The organism is uncultured Hymenobacter sp. (assembly GCF_964242765.1).
Taxonomy (GTDB): domain Bacteria; phylum Bacteroidota; class Bacteroidia; order Cytophagales; family Hymenobacteraceae; genus Hymenobacter.
In genome coordinates this window covers 1-15,077 of record NZ_CAXTBM010000097.1, presented here as the reverse complement: position 1 = coordinate 15,077, position 15,077 = coordinate 1, and the positions used below count along the sequence as shown (strand labels likewise).

Annotated in this window: 12 protein-coding genes and 1 tRNA gene; 9 read left to right on the top strand and 4 right to left on the bottom strand. The window is 51.9% G+C overall.

Features of this window, described 5'->3' with window-relative positions; genetic code table 11:
* Positions 1-580 precede the first annotated feature (580 nt).
* The 3 genes from ACFE7X_RS23540 (at position 581) to ACFE7X_RS23530 (ending at position 5,325) form a co-directional block, all read left to right on the top strand.
* Positions 581-1,042, top strand: coding sequence for a hypothetical protein (locus ACFE7X_RS23540; RefSeq protein ID WP_375438126.1), 462 nt, complete (start codon positions 581-583; stop codon positions 1,040-1,042).
* Between the two features lie 36 nt (positions 1,043-1,078).
* Complete coding sequence (locus ACFE7X_RS23535) at positions 1,079-4,540, top strand: class I SAM-dependent DNA methyltransferase (protein ID WP_375438125.1); 3,462 nt, start codon at positions 1,079-1,081, stop codon at positions 4,538-4,540.
* Between the two features lie 296 nt (positions 4,541-4,836).
* Positions 4,837-5,325 (top strand): hypothetical protein, encoded by a 489-nt coding sequence (locus ACFE7X_RS23530; protein WP_375438124.1) that lies wholly within the window; start codon positions 4,837-4,839, stop codon positions 5,323-5,325.
* A 124-nt stretch (positions 5,326-5,449) separates the two neighbouring features.
* On the opposite strand, the gene ACFE7X_RS23525 is transcribed toward ACFE7X_RS23530, so the two are convergent.
* A complete protein-coding gene (locus ACFE7X_RS23525) occupies positions 5,450-6,451 on the bottom strand; it encodes an HNH endonuclease (RefSeq protein WP_375438123.1) in 1,002 nt (333 codons plus the stop codon).
* Positions 6,452-6,593: 142 nt separating this feature from the next.
* On the opposite strand from ACFE7X_RS23525, the gene ACFE7X_RS23520 reads away from it, so the two are divergent.
* Positions 6,594-6,839, top strand: a complete 246-nt coding sequence (locus tag ACFE7X_RS23520; RefSeq protein ID WP_375438122.1) for a hypothetical protein — start codon at positions 6,594-6,596, stop codon at positions 6,837-6,839.
* Positions 6,840-7,231: 392 nt separating this feature from the next.
* Positions 7,232-8,368 carry a hypothetical protein gene (locus ACFE7X_RS23515; protein ID WP_375438121.1) on the top strand — a complete coding sequence of 379 codons (1,137 nt, stop codon included), beginning with the start codon at positions 7,232-7,234 and terminating at the stop codon, positions 8,366-8,368.
* Between the two features lie 277 nt (positions 8,369-8,645).
* On the opposite strand, the gene ACFE7X_RS23510 is transcribed toward ACFE7X_RS23515, so the two are convergent.
* Together ACFE7X_RS23510 and ACFE7X_RS23505 are read right to left on the bottom strand one after the other, a co-directional pair.
* Positions 8,646-8,718: transfer RNA gene (locus tag ACFE7X_RS23510), tRNA-Met, on the bottom strand.
* A 362-nt stretch (positions 8,719-9,080) separates the two neighbouring features.
* Positions 9,081-11,006 carry a BamA/TamA family outer membrane protein gene (locus tag ACFE7X_RS23505; protein WP_375438120.1) on the bottom strand — a complete coding sequence of 642 codons (1,926 nt, stop codon included), beginning with the start codon at positions 11,004-11,006 and terminating at the stop codon, positions 9,081-9,083.
* A 103-nt stretch (positions 11,007-11,109) separates the two neighbouring features.
* Here ACFE7X_RS23505 and hemW point away from each other — a divergent pair, with 103 nt between their 5' ends.
* The 4 genes from hemW (at position 11,110) to ACFE7X_RS23485 (ending at position 14,609) form a co-directional block, all read left to right on the top strand.
* Positions 11,110-12,279 carry a radical SAM family heme chaperone HemW gene (hemW, locus tag ACFE7X_RS23500; protein ID WP_375438119.1) on the top strand — a complete coding sequence of 390 codons (1,170 nt, stop codon included), beginning with the start codon at positions 11,110-11,112 and terminating at the stop codon, positions 12,277-12,279.
* A gap of 163 nt (positions 12,280-12,442) precedes the next feature.
* Positions 12,443-12,931: a hypothetical protein gene (locus ACFE7X_RS23495; protein WP_375438118.1), complete on the top strand. Its 489-nt coding sequence runs from the start codon at positions 12,443-12,445 to the stop codon at positions 12,929-12,931.
* A 104-nt stretch (positions 12,932-13,035) separates the two neighbouring features.
* Positions 13,036-13,728 carry an alpha/beta fold hydrolase gene (locus ACFE7X_RS23490; protein WP_375438117.1) on the top strand — a complete coding sequence of 231 codons (693 nt, stop codon included), beginning with the start codon at positions 13,036-13,038 and terminating at the stop codon, positions 13,726-13,728.
* 104 nt (positions 13,729-13,832) lie between these two features.
* On the top strand, positions 13,833-14,609 hold the full coding sequence (locus tag ACFE7X_RS23485) for a cyclase family protein (protein ID WP_375438116.1): 777 nt from the start codon (positions 13,833-13,835) through the stop codon (positions 14,607-14,609).
* Positions 14,610-14,751: 142 nt separating this feature from the next.
* Here the strand turns inward: ACFE7X_RS23485 and rpmA are convergent, their stop codons facing one another.
* Complete coding sequence (gene rpmA / locus ACFE7X_RS23480) at positions 14,752-15,039, bottom strand: 50S ribosomal protein L27 (RefSeq protein WP_375438115.1); 288 nt, start codon at positions 15,037-15,039, stop codon at positions 14,752-14,754.
* Positions 15,040-15,077: the final 38 nt, after the last annotated feature.

Here is a 15,077-nt window from a genome sequence, read left to right as displayed (position 1 = left end):
ACAAAGGAGAGTAAAGAGCTGATAAATAAGGATTTGTCTATGATGGGCATTACTCCTTTTACCGTCTATGGAGATTTACCAAACCTGTCTAAAGCACTAAGACACGCTTATTTAAACAGGCCAACAAAAGCAAAGTGAGGTAATTAAGCCACTACGTAACAAAGTGCTTATTTGCTGTAAACAACAATAGAATACAGCATTATGCCCTACGAAACCGGAACCAGCGGCAACCCTACCGGCCGGCCGAAAGGCAGCACCAACAAGGCTATCCTGCCGCCCGCAAAACTATTGCTACTGGGACAGGCAAGAAGGCCAACCCTACCGAACCCTACAAAGCCCTACATTTTTTGCTCTCTTTAACGAAGCTGACGGCCAACACGGGAGGCACACTTCTTAACAGCCGCATTATCCGTAACCGAGCTTTTACCATTTTCTTAGAATACCATGATTTACTCAAAGGGTAAAATCGACGGAACACTCTGTTCATGCGTTGACCTAAGCTGTGCTTTACTATATATATTACCTGTCTAAATTAAATTATTTTCCTATAACATGTAACTTCTAATCTTACATTAACAAAATGAAACCATACTCATTGCACCTTATTGTCAGCACATTAACACTTGCATTAATATCATCCTGTTCCGACTCCTCTTATAAAGAACAGGATTTAACTGGCACATGGGTCAAAGACAAATTGGTGAACTACAATGGTGGTAAGCAAAGTATAGTAACACCGCAATCAGGAAGTGAAAATTCGTTTGTAGGCTCTTTAGAAAACCCTCGTACTATAACGTTTACAAAGTACTCAGAGATTGTTTTCTCTGGATTGAGAGGAAATCCAGATAGAGTATATGGATACTCAGTTAATGGAGACTCTATTGCTATAAACAACGAAGACTTCGTGCCGCAATCAATGTCTATAGATAAGCTAACGTCCGACAGCTTGTACTTATCATTTGAGATGAAGCTTCCCTACTTAGATAAGTCTGCTCCCTATGGGAAATGGATTATGAAAGAGTATTACCATAAAGCTAATTAGCCATTTATTGGCTATTGATATTAATAATCAGTTCCTGTGACCTACCCCGAATTTGAAGCCCGCTGGCAGCACTCCGGCGGGGCCGAACGTGCGAACTACGGCTTGTTCCTAAACGACCTATGTGACCTACTAGGCGTACCCCGCCCCGATGCCACCACCGACAACCCTGCTCAGGATGCCTACGTGCTGGAGCGGGCCGTAACGTTCGACGACGGGGCCGGCAAAAAGAGTACGGGCCGAATTGACTTGTACAAACGCGGCTGTTTCGTGCTGGAAACCAAACAGGGCACCGATACGCCCGATGTGTTAGCTCAAGCCGAACGCGCCCAGCTAGGATTGCCAGCCGGAAAACGCCGCAAAGGCCACGCCGTACGCAATACGGCCAAGTGGCGGCAAATGATGGAGGCCGCTCGCCAACAGGCCCTAGGCTACGTGCGGGCCCTGCCAGCTACCGAACCGCGCCCACTGTTTGTGGTAGTGGCCGATGTAGGCTACTGCCTCGACTTATACAGCAACTTTACCGGCGTTGGGGATTCGTTCGTGCCGTTTCCTGACTCGCAACGGTTCCGGCTGCCGTTGGCCGCGTTGGCACAGGAGGAAACCCGCGCCCTGCTCCGGCTGCTCTTTACCGACCCACGGGAGCTAGACCCTAGCCGCCGCGCCGCTCAGGTAACGCGCAAGCTGGCCGCCCAACTGGCCGCCCTCTCAGCACAGTTGGAGCAGGCCGGCCACGCCTCCGACGTGGTAGCACAATTTCTGATGCGTTGCCTGTTCACCATGTTTTCGGAGGACGTGGGCCTGATACCCAAAGAATCCTTTACGGGGCTGCTGAAGCAGTATGACACAGACGACTTACGGCAACATCTACCCGACGTGCTGACCAGCCTGTGGGCCACGATGGATGCCGGCGGTTTCGCGCCGACGCTGGCCGCCCGTATACCCCGTTTCAACGGCCAGCTATTCCACAACGCCCAGGCGCTACCCTTATCTGTTGCGCAGCTCACCCTGCTCCGAGCCGCTGCCGCTGCTGATTGGACTACCGTAGAACCGGCCATTTTCGGGACGCTGCTAGAGCGGGCCCTAAACCCCAAGGAACGGCACCGCCTAGGAGCCCACTACACCCCGCGCCGCTACGTGGAACGGTTGGTGCTGCCTACCGTGCTGGAACCATTGCGCCGGGAGTGGGCCGCCGCTCAGGCTGCCAGCGCCCAACGCCAAAACGCGGGCAACGACAAGGAGGCCCGCGCCGAATTAGTGAAGTTTCAGCGCCGGCTTACCTCGATCAAAATTTTAGATCCGGCCTGTGGCTCCGGCAATTTTCTATACGTGACGCTGGAACACCTCAAACGGCTGGAGGGAGAAGTGCTGGCCGCTATTAACGGCTTTGGACAAACAGGGCTGCTAGATTTGGCTGGTGGCACCACCGTAGGCCCGCGCCAACTGCTAGGACTGGAACTAAACCCCCGCGCCGCGGCTATTGCTGATGTAGTGCTACGGATTGGCTACCTACAATGGCATATCCGTACCCACGGCCTCACTCAACTAGCCGAGCCGCTACTGACCGACGACCACAACATCAACCAACAGGACGCGGCTCTGCAACACGGCCCGCCTACCCCGCGCCTTAATGTCCACGGCCAGCCCGTGACACGTTGGGACGGCACTACCCGCCCGCACCCGGTTACGGGCCAGCCCGTACCCGACGAAACCGCCCGCGCCGTGGTACTGGACTACCCCAATCCCCGCCCGGCGGAGTGGCCTGCTGCTGATTTCATTGTGGGCAACCCGCCGTTTATCGGGGCCAGCCGCCTCCGCGACGTGCTAGGCGACGGGTACGCGGAGGCCCTGCAAAAAGCCTACAAAAAGGCCGTGCCTGCCTCCGCTGATTTCGTGATGTATTGGTGGCACCACGCCGCCCAAGCCGTACAAGCTGGCACCGCCGAACGGTTCGGCTTTATCACTACCAACAGCCTAAAACAGACGTTTAACCGCCGGGTGCTGCAACCGTTCCTGGAAGGCGACACGCCGCCGCTAGCCCTCACCTTTGCTATACCTGACCATCCTTGGGTAGATAGTGCCGACGGGGCCGCCGTGCGGATTGCTGTTACTGTAGCCGCACATACAAGCTCTGTTCCCACAGCAGGCCGCCTGCTCACGGTGCAAACTGAAACTGCAACCGAAGGCGACGATGAAGCAGACGTAATATTTGCTGAGCAACAGGGCCGTATTTTACCTGATTTGAGTATTGGAGCAGATTTAGATAGTGCTCAGCAACTAAAATCTAATTCAGGCTTGTCAACACGCGGATTTGAATTAGGTAATCTAGGATTTGTCCTTACTGAATCACAGGCAAAAGCATTAGGGCTTGGTCTTGATTCAGCCCTAGATGATAGAATCAAATACTATAAAAACGGAAAGGATGTAACAGACAAACCTAGAGGCGTTTACGCGTTAGACCTTTATGGTATGAACTCAAAAGAGGTGTTAGAGACATTCCCACTCATATATCAACACCTGCTAGAAACTGTCAAGCCACAACGTGACCAAAGCCCCGACAATAAACTCAGAACATACTGGTGGCTACATCGTCGCTCGCGTGAAGACTTGCGAAACTCAATTGCTGGCCTTGATAGGTATATTATAACCCCCCGAATGGCTAAGCATTCTTTCTTCCAGTTTGAGGACAAACGTGTACTTCCTGATTGTAATCTAGTAGTTATTGCCTCAGACGATGCTTACTGCTTAGGCACTTTATCTTCTCGAATTCATATTGCTTGGGCTCTTGCTGCTGGAGGCAGGGTTGGTGTTGGTAATGATCCTATCTATAATAATTCACGCTGTTTCGACCCGTTCCCGTTTCCTGATGCCACGCCCGCGCAGCAGGCCCGTATCCGGGAACTTGCCGAAACGATAGACGCGCATCGCAAACGCCAACAGTCCCAACACCCCGGCCTCACCCTAACCAACCTTTACAACGTGGTGGAACAGCTACGCGCCGGCCAGCAACTCACAGCCAAAGAGCAGGTTACCAATCAACAGGGCCTGGCCTCTGTGCTGCTATCCCTACACAACGACCTAGACGCAGCTGTGGCCGATGCCTACGGCTGGCCCACTACCCTACCGGACGCCGAGTTATTGGCCCGGCTAGTACAGCTCAACCACACCCGCGCCGCCGAGGAAGCCGCCGGCACCGTGCGCTACCTCCGCCCAGCCTATCAGGCTCCCGGCCAGCAGCAAGCCGCCCTCACATTAGCTAATACAGATGCAGTAGCCGCCGTAGCGGAAGCCGCCGCGCCGCAACCGTGGCCCGCCGAACTGGCCCAACAGATGCAGGCTGTTCGAGCCGTGGTAACCCAAGCCGCCGCGCCGCTCACGCCCAAACAAGTAGCTGCCCGGTTCCTGAAAGCTAAGCCCGCTCAGGTGCAGCCGTTGCTAGCAACCCTCACGGCCCTCTCCCTGCTCCGACACCTGGAACCGGAAGATGCCTATGCCTCTTAACTAATCAGCCGCCTAAACCCGATAAAATCCGACAAAGTTGGAGTTTCAGCTCCACAAACTCTACTATCTATAAAAACCCGGTAGAATATACTTTCAACGCGCTTTTACGTCAGTTTTTAGCAATAAAAACAAGTCCACCGTTTTGTATCTTCCCTAATGATTTCGGTTAACTTCACAGAAGCAACCCAACCATGCCCCGTTATCCCAATTTTCCGACCACTTGTGAAGGAACACAACGCTTAGAACTGACCTACTTACGCCGTACCGGACTGCTCCTTCCAGGCACTCATCATCAGATGTTGCATTGGAGTAACCGGGGTAAGCGTACGGGCAGTATTGGGCTAGAAGCGCACATTATACCGGGAGAACGAACGTATTTACGTCTTTACTACACTCTAAACGGAGAAAAGGAATATGATTACCAGGTGCAATTAGAGGCTGTGCCCAGCAACCTCCCCGGCGCGGTCGGGCAACGCTACTACATGATTTGTCCTAAGACTGGCCGCCGCGCCACGGTATTGTATATGCGCCACGGCACAGGCATCTTCGCACACCGGCAAGCCTTTCCGCTTCACCGTCTCTACTACGACAGCCAGCTAGAGGTAAAGAGGTTTCGAGGTCTAGCCAAGTACTTCTCAGTCGATAAAGCATGGGAAGCCGAGTACCGAAAAGGTCGCAAAACTCATTACCGGGGCAAACCAACCCGCTGGTACACAGCCTTGCTAAAACTGGATCAACAGGTCGATGACGCCGCTCCAGATCTGCTAAGGATGTTAAAGGGGTAATCTTGTCGTCTTACTAAAAAAGCCCCGCGTTCCTCAGTAGAGGGCGCGGGGCTTTTACCGTTAGGTAGAGCTGGCAACTACAGACCCGTAGGCCGGGCAAAGATAATCTTCTAGGTACTCTGGGCTAACGTATAAGTCCTTTTTCCCTAAGTATATCATGTAAAACACTTCGCGTTCGGTTGTATGCTGCCTGTCCAGCAGCATTAGTGTCAGTTTCGAAATCAAACTGATTCGTAACGTGTTCACGATGTCCAAATGGCAAGCTAATATCCTTGTATAAGTGCTTGCTTGATAATACATCATAGCAGTACTGCTCGTCAACAGGCGGGCCATCATAATTCTCATTCAAAAGAATAAGAGAATGGGAAACATTAAAAATCTCTACATAGCAATATAGCACGCGCATTTGTGTATTGCCCACGAGTTTAATAACGTGGGATATCTCTGACTTTCCCAATATGTGAACAGGGCGGATGGTAGGATAATAGAATGTAGAAGCCCTTTTAGGTGCCCCTACTCCTTCCCTGACTTGATTTATTGTATCCTTGATATATATTATATCAAGTCCTTTACTCAGATAAAAGTTGATCGCTATTTTCTTTATTCCTCGAAAAAAAGCGGGGCCACCTGTCATGCTCTGCTCTGCAGTGTGGTTGGAAAAGAATACTAATTCTTCTAAAACTTCCTGACTTCTACTCGCATTTGCTAGCACCTTATCCGGGTCAATATGCGGATACTTTGCACTTAGCTGCTTGAGTATTCTATGGGCCTTTTTCTCTGCTTTATCGGACGGAGCCGAAAATTTTATTGACTCACCATTAGGCGTAGGTATTTCTACACTAGTGTCCATCTTCATCTCCGGACCGAAGTTGACTTTTTCACCGCTACGAAGCAGCCCAGTCATTTTATCACCAACACGGGAGTTCAGTCTAGCTTGTAGCACCATATCGTACAAGTAGCCATGAAACTTAATAAACTCACTATCAATCCGACTTGCTAAACCATGATTGCAGTCTCCACACAGCAAATGGTCGCTGGTAATATTATTGCCTAACGCATCAGGTATGATGTGCTCCGGACTACGATTGGATTCAGTTAACTCAGCATTACACAAGTAGCAAATCATTTTTCTGAGAAAAAGTGATTAGTGAAACCTTACCCCGCCCCCGGCGGCCCCGCCGCCCTATAAGCTACTGATACCTGCCCGGCAATACCACGGCCGCCGCCTTGCAAACGGCGCTGGCCGAAAATGACGGGCGCGGCATTATGTGAGAAACCGAAGCCGACACCCTGACCGACCTATTCCGGTTGTCGACCAAATAGAGCAGGAAATAAATGAGGACATAGCCAACGAACGGCTAACTGCCTATTTCAATGCTGTGCTGAACGCGGGTCAGCACTTAGCCACGCTACACGCCAGTATGCCGCCTGATGATTTGACCGGCTACGGACTGCTACACGAATGCCTGAACAATATGCTGGCCGTGAAGCTGGAGGCCTATCCGCCGTTTTAACGCCTGCCCGGCATACTCGTACCCTGTAAACAACAATAGTTAACAGTAATTACTCCTTACTCCATGCCATACGAACCAGCGGCAACCCCAACGGCCGTCCTAAAGGAGCCGTCAATAAAGCTACGACTGCCGCCCGTGAAACTATTACCGCCGTACTAGGTGAGGCCGATGCCCAAAAGCTAGCTGCTCAACTCGATAGCCTGAAAGGAAAAGATTACATTGATGCTTACGTTAAGCTAGCTGAGTTTATTATTCCAAAGCTCCAAAGAGTCAACCCGAAAAGTGAGCAACCAAACGGCCCAGTCAAGGTAACGTTGCATCTTGGAGGCTCTTCAGAACAACATGAAGTTAATGCTGGCCTCACTCGCAATCCATCTTTGATTTGTTAATATATGCCTTCTTACAGCACACCTGAATCAGTTGCAATCAAAGCATTACTAAATGCAGAAGAATTTCAGATTCCAGTTACACAAGATGACAACGATTATTTCCCCGATTACTTAAAGACCTTAATTGAAAAATACTTAGCATATTTTGACGCTCACCTGATTGACAAAATACAAGAAATTTGGCAAGGCCAGCCAGAGAGCAAGGCTCATCTAATTAAAATAACACATGGTATTGCAACGGGTATAATAAATGCTGTTAATTATTATTATGAAGGTAAAATTCATAATGCTACTGACACATTCAACTCTGTGCTAAATGAAATTGAATTTGGAAATTTGACTATCGTAGACAAAATTGATACGGGGAAAAATTTTTATAGAGCAAGGAGAAGCGATGCTAACAAAATTAAAAGAGCAGACATTTTTCATAACCCTTTTGAAAAGAGGCAATTCGTTAACACTAGCAGGTACAGTGTACCTGGTCTTCCTGCTCTCTATTTAGGAGGTTCAGTTTACGTATGTTGGGAGGAATTCGACAGGCCCCCCATTAAAGACATTTTCTTTAGCAGGTTTAGTAATAAGACACCTCTAAATATTATCAAAATACAGCGTTTTGATGATTTCTTCAAGGATTTGCCCTCAGGAGATATTCGTACTCTTGATGAAACCACTTTTATACTTATGTATGTTTGTACATTTCCATTGTCGATAGCTTGTTCCATAAAAACGAAGGAAGCGAAAGGTTCTTTCAAACCTGAATACATAATACCACAACTACTTCTTCAATATGTTGCGGATAATGAGGAGATAGATGGAATATTATTTCCTTCTACTAAGGTAGACTACAAGAATGTTGACAATGTATCGTCATATAACTATGTCTTCCCTGTAAAACATGTTGCAAAAAAAGGCTTCTGTACAAATCTATTGGCAAAATTTGAGCTTACTGAACCAACCTCTCTTGAACTTGAAGCACTAATTCATTATTCTGAAATAAAGGTTAGGGAAGCCGGATATGTCAATCCATTACCTGGAAGCCTTACTATAGTAGAAGGCGTAGATAGTCCTTACATCATGACATCATTCGGCCGCATTGAAGAAACTCTTATTGAGCGAACCCTAGCATCACCGACTAATTGATTATCAATACTAAGAGTTGTTGATGACCTCGCACACCTATCTACTAGTTAGGCAAAAGAAAGCCCCACGTACCTTAAGGTACATGGGGCTTTCACCGTATCTAGGCAGAGCTGGCAACTACAAACCTAAAGGCTAGGCAAAGATAACATTTAGTATCACTATGTAATTTCTACGGTGACAATTAGCAAAGTGCTTTATAGATCGCCTGAATTTGTCCTACAAAATGTCCTACGGACAAAATAAAAGGGCGTTTCCGTATTGGAAACGCCCTTTTAGGTAGCGGGGACTGGACTCGAACCAGTGACCTTTGGGTTATGAGCCCAACGAGCTACCAACTGCTCCACCCCGCACTGTTTGGTTCTGCAAATGTACGAGCCTTTTTCAGAAAAGCACTGCCCATAGCATTTCTCACTCATACAAAGCATCTTTACGACTGATAATCAGCGAGATTATTTTCTGAAACAATAGAACCCAAGCCACTGCCCACTATTGTGCTAAGTGGAATGCGCTAAAAGTTCTACGCTAGTTGGCTCTTGGTTTGCCGACTAGCTGAAAATGATTTGGCAGGAAAGCTTTGTCATTCGCTCGGCTTGACACTCGGATAATCACTTTTACAAACCCTTCCGCCTGTCCTTGCATACAAAGAGTTTATATTATTGTAGCACAAGCTTTTTGCATACCGAAACAGAGATAGGGACACACTGGTAGCGCACTAAAACCGGCTGGTAATACCGAAGTGAATCTTACCGGAATTCAGGGCTAGTTTCTGCTGACTGTCGCGGCCGAGGGCATATACGAACTGAAATTGACCAGCGCCCGTCCGGAAGCTTAAGCCTACACCCAAGCCGGTTGGCGCATTGGTACTCGTTTCCGTTTGAATATCGCGGCGCAGGTAGCCTTGATCGATAAAGGCAAACAGGTAGGCATCGGCGCTGGTGAATTGGCGGTATTCGGCTGTACCAACTACATACTGGCTGGCGTAGAAATTCAACTCGTTGAAGCCCCGGAGCGTCGAGAGGCCACCGACCCGGAACAGGTCGTTGAGAAACAAGCGCTGGTTGAAGAGGGCTTCGCCGCGCAGGCGCGTAAGCAATACGCCTCCCCGCCCGATGCGGGTGTAGCGCTCTAGCCGGGTGCTTGCACTCACTTGGGTGCTGCGAAGCGGTAGGCTGTCGTAGAGCGTTTCGCTTAATTCGGTGTTTTTGCTGATAATCTTGCTGCCTACCGAAGTCTGTACGTTAGCTAGCACGCCGCTCCGCGGGAAGTAAAGGTCGTTGAGAGAGGTCCAGGTGTAGTCGAGGCCGTAGGAGGTGAAGCGGGAATCAACGTTGTCGGGCAGGGTAATGAGCTTAGCGTAGGCGGTATCGCCGAGCAGGCGGGAACTGCGCCACTCCGTGAAGAAGCTGATGCGCCCAGCCCGCGCCGTAGGATAAGTAAGCTGCAAGCGCGGACGCAACGTTTGAAATCCGTTTTGGGGAGTGGACTGGCGGTAGAGGTTGAAGGTGCCGCCAAGTTCGAGTGGCGTCCCGAAAAACGTAGGGTGCGCGTACTGTGCGTCGAGTTGCTGAGAATTGACATCGGTCTTCCGCCACTGCAACCCCAGCCCTTTGCCCCCACCTTTGATGTTGCGCAGCGCAATCGTGACGTCGCCGGTGAGCTGCACGCGCTTCTGGCCGAAACCTGGCGTCGGGTTGGGCAAGATGCCCACAATAGCGTCGAACTGGTTGGCCGTGCGGTCTTCGAGCAGCAGATACACCCGGGCTCTACCCTGTGCAAAGCGTACTTCCGGTTCGGCCTTGAGTTGCAGATACGGCAGTTGCCGCAAACGGCGCGCTGCCTCTTCCACCCGCTGCTGACTGAAGGGCTGGCCGGGATATATCTGCAAATACTTGGTTAGAAACCGCTTGCGAATGTTGGTGCTGCCAACAATCTGCAAGGAATCGAACACGATAACGGGGCCGCGTTCCAGTAGCACGCGGCCTTCGATGTCGGCCCCGCGCAATTGGGCTGAATCCAACCGCACTGTTGCAAACGGATAACCCTGGTTTTCCGCTTCCCGCAGGATACGCTCTTGCAGCCGGCTCCACTCCTGCGGTTGAAAAGGCTGGTTGCGGTACAGCTTCTCGCGGTAGCCAGCACGCGTCAGCAGGCCGTCGCCGAGGTTGCCGTTGCGCAGCCGCGCCCACCGAAATTTCTCGCCCACATACAGTTTTACTTGCACGGTATCGCGGCGCCAGCGCAACTCGTCGGCGGAAGCAGTCAGGTAGGACTCGCCCTGCAAAGTCAGCACCAGTTCCCGTACTTCGCGCAACACGGCCAAGGAATCAGGCAAGCTGTTTTTGAGATGATAGCGCCGCAGCAGCGCCCGATCGGCCACTTCGGTTTCCAGTAGCAAAACGCGCGGCCGCCGGATGGGCAAAGGCTTGCTGGGCGCGGAAACGGGCGGTGGCACAGGGGCTGCGACCCGCGCCGAATCAGGCGCTGATAAGCGCACCCGGCTGGAATCGGGAGGGGGCGGCGGGGCAAGTTGCGGCGGCAGATTCAGGTTCAGCGGCGGCGACGTTTGGGCTCGCACGTTGCCTGTGCTGCCGAATAGCAACCCCAGCAACAACCACAAAACAACGAGGCGGGCGTACATTTGGGAACACAAACGCGGAAACTCGCATTTAATTTCCTAAAGATACTTTCTGGCAGGGCGCCTATCGTTCCTGCCCCTCGGAAAGCTTCTGTGCCTCCGTCATTTGCTACCGCATCACCGCACTACCTCCTTGGCCGGCCTCTACCTCCATATTCCCTTCTGCAAGCAAGCCTGCCACTACTGCGACTTCCACTTCAGCACCTCTATGGCTCTGAAAAGCCGCCTGGTGGAGGCCCTAACGCAGGAGCTAGTTCTGCGAGCTGACTACTTGGGTCCGCAGCCAGTCCTGGAAACCATCTACTTCGGGGGCGGCACTCCCTCATTGCTAACTGCTGCCGAACTCGATCAGCTTTTCAACGCTATTTACCGCCATTTTCGCGTGGCTCCTGGCGCGGAAATCACCCTGGAAGCCAACCCCGACGACCTAACGGCCACCAAGGTGCAAGAGTTGGCCGCTTCGCCCATTAACCGGCTCAGCATCGGGCTGCAAAGTTTCCACGAGCCGCACTTGCGACTAATGAATCGGGCCCACTCCGCCACCGAGTCCACGGCCGCCGTGCGACTAGCGCAGGAAGCTGGCTTCGAGAATATTTCGGTGGATTTAATTTACGGGGTGCCAGCCCCCGACCACAGTATCTGGACGCAGGATTTGGCCCAGGTGTTTGCGCTGGAGGTGCCGCATCTTTCCTGCTATGCGCTTACTGTGGAGCCTGATACCGTGTTTGGGCGGCAACTCAAGAAAGGTGCCTTTCGGCCGCCGCCCGACGAGTTTGTGGCCCGGCAGTTCGAGATGCTATTAGCTGAGCTCACGGGCCATGGCTACCAGCAATACGAAATCAGCAACTTCTGCCGGCCGGGCCAGGAGTCGCGCCACAACTCAGCCTATTGGCGCGGCGTGCCTTACTTGGGCTTGGGTCCTAGCGCGCACTCGTTCAATGGGGTCAGCCGGCAACACACGCTCGCCAACAACCCGCAATACGTAGCCTCGGTGGTGGACCGCCACGAAGTGCCGGCCACCGTCGAGTTCCTCTCCCCCACCGACCGGGCCAACGAGTACCTGATGACCAGTTTGCGCACAACCCAAGGTACTGACCTGCGCCATCTGCACGCTAGCTTGGGCGTGAATTTACTGGCTGATCGGGTTGATTATTTGCGGTATTTGCAAACCAATGGCTGGGCCACTCTCAGTGCCGATGAAGTGCTGACACTCACCGATAAAGGCAAGCTGCTGGCCGATCAGATAACTTTAGAGCTGTTTCAGGAAGCGGAATAAATCGTAGGTTTCACTGCCGTAAAGCAGATGCCGCTGATTTAAATACGTTAAATTCCCTTTCCCATCCTACTTGCTGGGCAGTGCCAATTCCTGAGCAGGGCAAAGCGGGTTTGCTGACCCTTGCCGCAATGGTATCAGCCCTACATTTTGTGTAATCTGTGCTATGAGAAGACTGATTGATGCGCTGGCCGATGACACCGACTTTTTCATCGAGCAGGTTCAGATAACCGCCATCGTGTTCGACAACTCCGATGACGTGACGATCTGGGCTACCACGTTTTTCGACCAAGAGCTACACTTCTTTCATTTAGGCCTGCAATTTCAAAGCCTTGACCTACTCCTGCGTTTGGCCGATATCCGCGCCGCGGCTTTGCAGGAAGAAGTAGCCGAAGCCCTAGCTACCGTCACGGAGTGGCCGTGCCTGCTGGAATATACCAGCGAAGAAAAACCGCCTGTTTTGCTGCCCAACGTGGCTCTCAAGCTCTCGTGTACCTACCCCGCCGATGGTCCTTTTGAAGGCGAAGAGGACGAGCCCAACGAGGCATTCACCAGTGGTATGGAAGCCGACAAAGAAGATGAAGACGAGTATGAGACTGGTGCTCCTCACAACATTTTCTATTTGGAGGGTGTCTTCTTGCGCGTGGAACCTTAGTGAATGGTGAAGTGGTGACCTTGACGCCACTTCACCATTCACCCGTTTGCATTGCGCAAAACAAACTTCAACTCAACCTCTTCACTTTTTTACGAAGTTGCCGCATGATCTACCTCATTCCGGGTTTGGGGGCCGACGAGCGGGTGTTTCAGAATTTGCGGCCCTTGTTGCAGGATAAAACGCGGATTCTGCTTTGGCTTACACCGGAGCCAGACGAGTCTTTGCCTGATTATGCGGCCCGCATGGCCGCCCCTATTCCCCTTGAGCAGGCAGGTTTGATTGTGGGCGTTTCATTCGGTGGCGTGGTAGGGCTGGAAATCAACCGCATCCGCCCGCGGCTGCGGACCGTGCTGGTTTCCAGCATTCCGGATGCCAGCTGTATGCCGCCGCTGTTGCGCCTGATTCGCTCTACTCGTGTCTACCGGCTGTTTCCGCCGCAGTGGTTGAAGCTGTTTCCTCGGGCTGGGCAACTCTATTTTGGTGTGCAAAATGGGGAAGAGTACCGCATGTTCAAGCAAATCCTGCGCGACATGGAGCCTACTTATACCCGGTGGGCTATTCACCGGCTCTTGCACTGGGACAGCACCAGCGTCGGGCGCAGCATCCAAATCTTAGGCACCGCCGACCGAGTTTTCCCGCACGGCCCCACCCCAGTGGACTACCTGATTGAGGGTGGCGGCCACTTTATGGTTTTCAGTTACGCGTCCCAAGTCAGTAAGATTCTGAACAAGCTAGCTGCTGAAGAGAAGCAGAAGATAGCTAATGCCCAGTCTGATAATACCCACATATCATCTTAAGCGTAGCCGAAGTTATTCGCTTGTTAACACAACCACTGTACGGCCGTCCTGCTTGATCTGGCGTTCTTTGTCTTATTGTTTAGTTGCTCCTCGTCGTTCACTTTATGTTTGCTACGTATCCGCATCAAGGCCGTGTGTTTTCCTTTAACCCGGCTGCTCCGCTTGATATTTCTTTGCCCTTGGTTCCCGGTGAAAACCAAGTGAACTGCTTTTGGGCCGAGCCAGTACAGTTTGATGTTATCCGCGTGGGCAACTTTGTGGGAAGCGTGGCCGAGGGCGGTAGCACCAATTACAAGCGGGTCCATGTTACGCCTCACGGCAATGGCACCCACACCGAGTGCTACGGTCATATATCTTCCGAGTCAACTGCTACGCTCAACCGCTGCTTGCGTCGCTTCCTGTTCGTGGCTCGGCTGGTATCGGTGCAGCCCCGCCCCCAACCCAACGGCGACCAAGTGGTACTGCTGGCCGACGTGCAGCGTGAACTAGAAGGGGGCCCGGATGCAGCAGTGCAACCCGAAGCCCTTGTACTGCGCACCCTGCCCAATCACAAAGCAAAACGCACCCGCCACTACTCTGGTACTAACCCAACCTACCTGGAGCCTGCTTTAGCTGAATACATAGCATCAGCCCACATCGAACACCTGCTCCTTGACCTTCCAAGCGTGGACCGGGAGGAAGATGGCGGCGCACTGTTGGCCCATCACGCATTCTGGCAGTACCCGCACGCCACCCGCCAGCAAGCCACCATCACCGAACTAGTCTTTGTACCCGATGAGCTAGAGGATGGCTTGTACCTACTCAACCTACAAGTCACGAGCCTGGAGCTAGATGCTAGCCCGAGCAAGCCAGTGCTTTATCAATTTCACCTAGGTTCTTAGTAAGTAGGCCGCACAACAGTATGGCTCCTGCTAATTGCTGCTTTTAGATGCCGCCAGTAGTTAGACAACACAAGAAGGGGCCATCCTGTATGGATGGCCCCTTGCACTGGAATACCAGCTAGCGGTGTTGCGTACCGTGCAGTTAAGCTGCGGCCGTAGCCTCAACGGCTTCTACCGTGCTAGGCACTATAGTTACGAACGAACGGTCCTGGCGGCCCTTGCGGAACTGCACAGTACCATCAATCATAGCGAACAGGGTGTGGTCTTTGCCGATACCTACGTTCTGGCCGGGGTGGTGCTTAGTGCCACGCTGACGCACGATAATATTGCCAGCAATGATGGACTGGCCACCGAAAATTTTCACGCCGAGACGCTTGGAATGCGATTCACGACCGTTGTTGGAGCTACCTACGCCTTTCTTGTGTGCCATGGTATTTTAGTTGTTAAGGCTTAGTACGTAATGCTTAG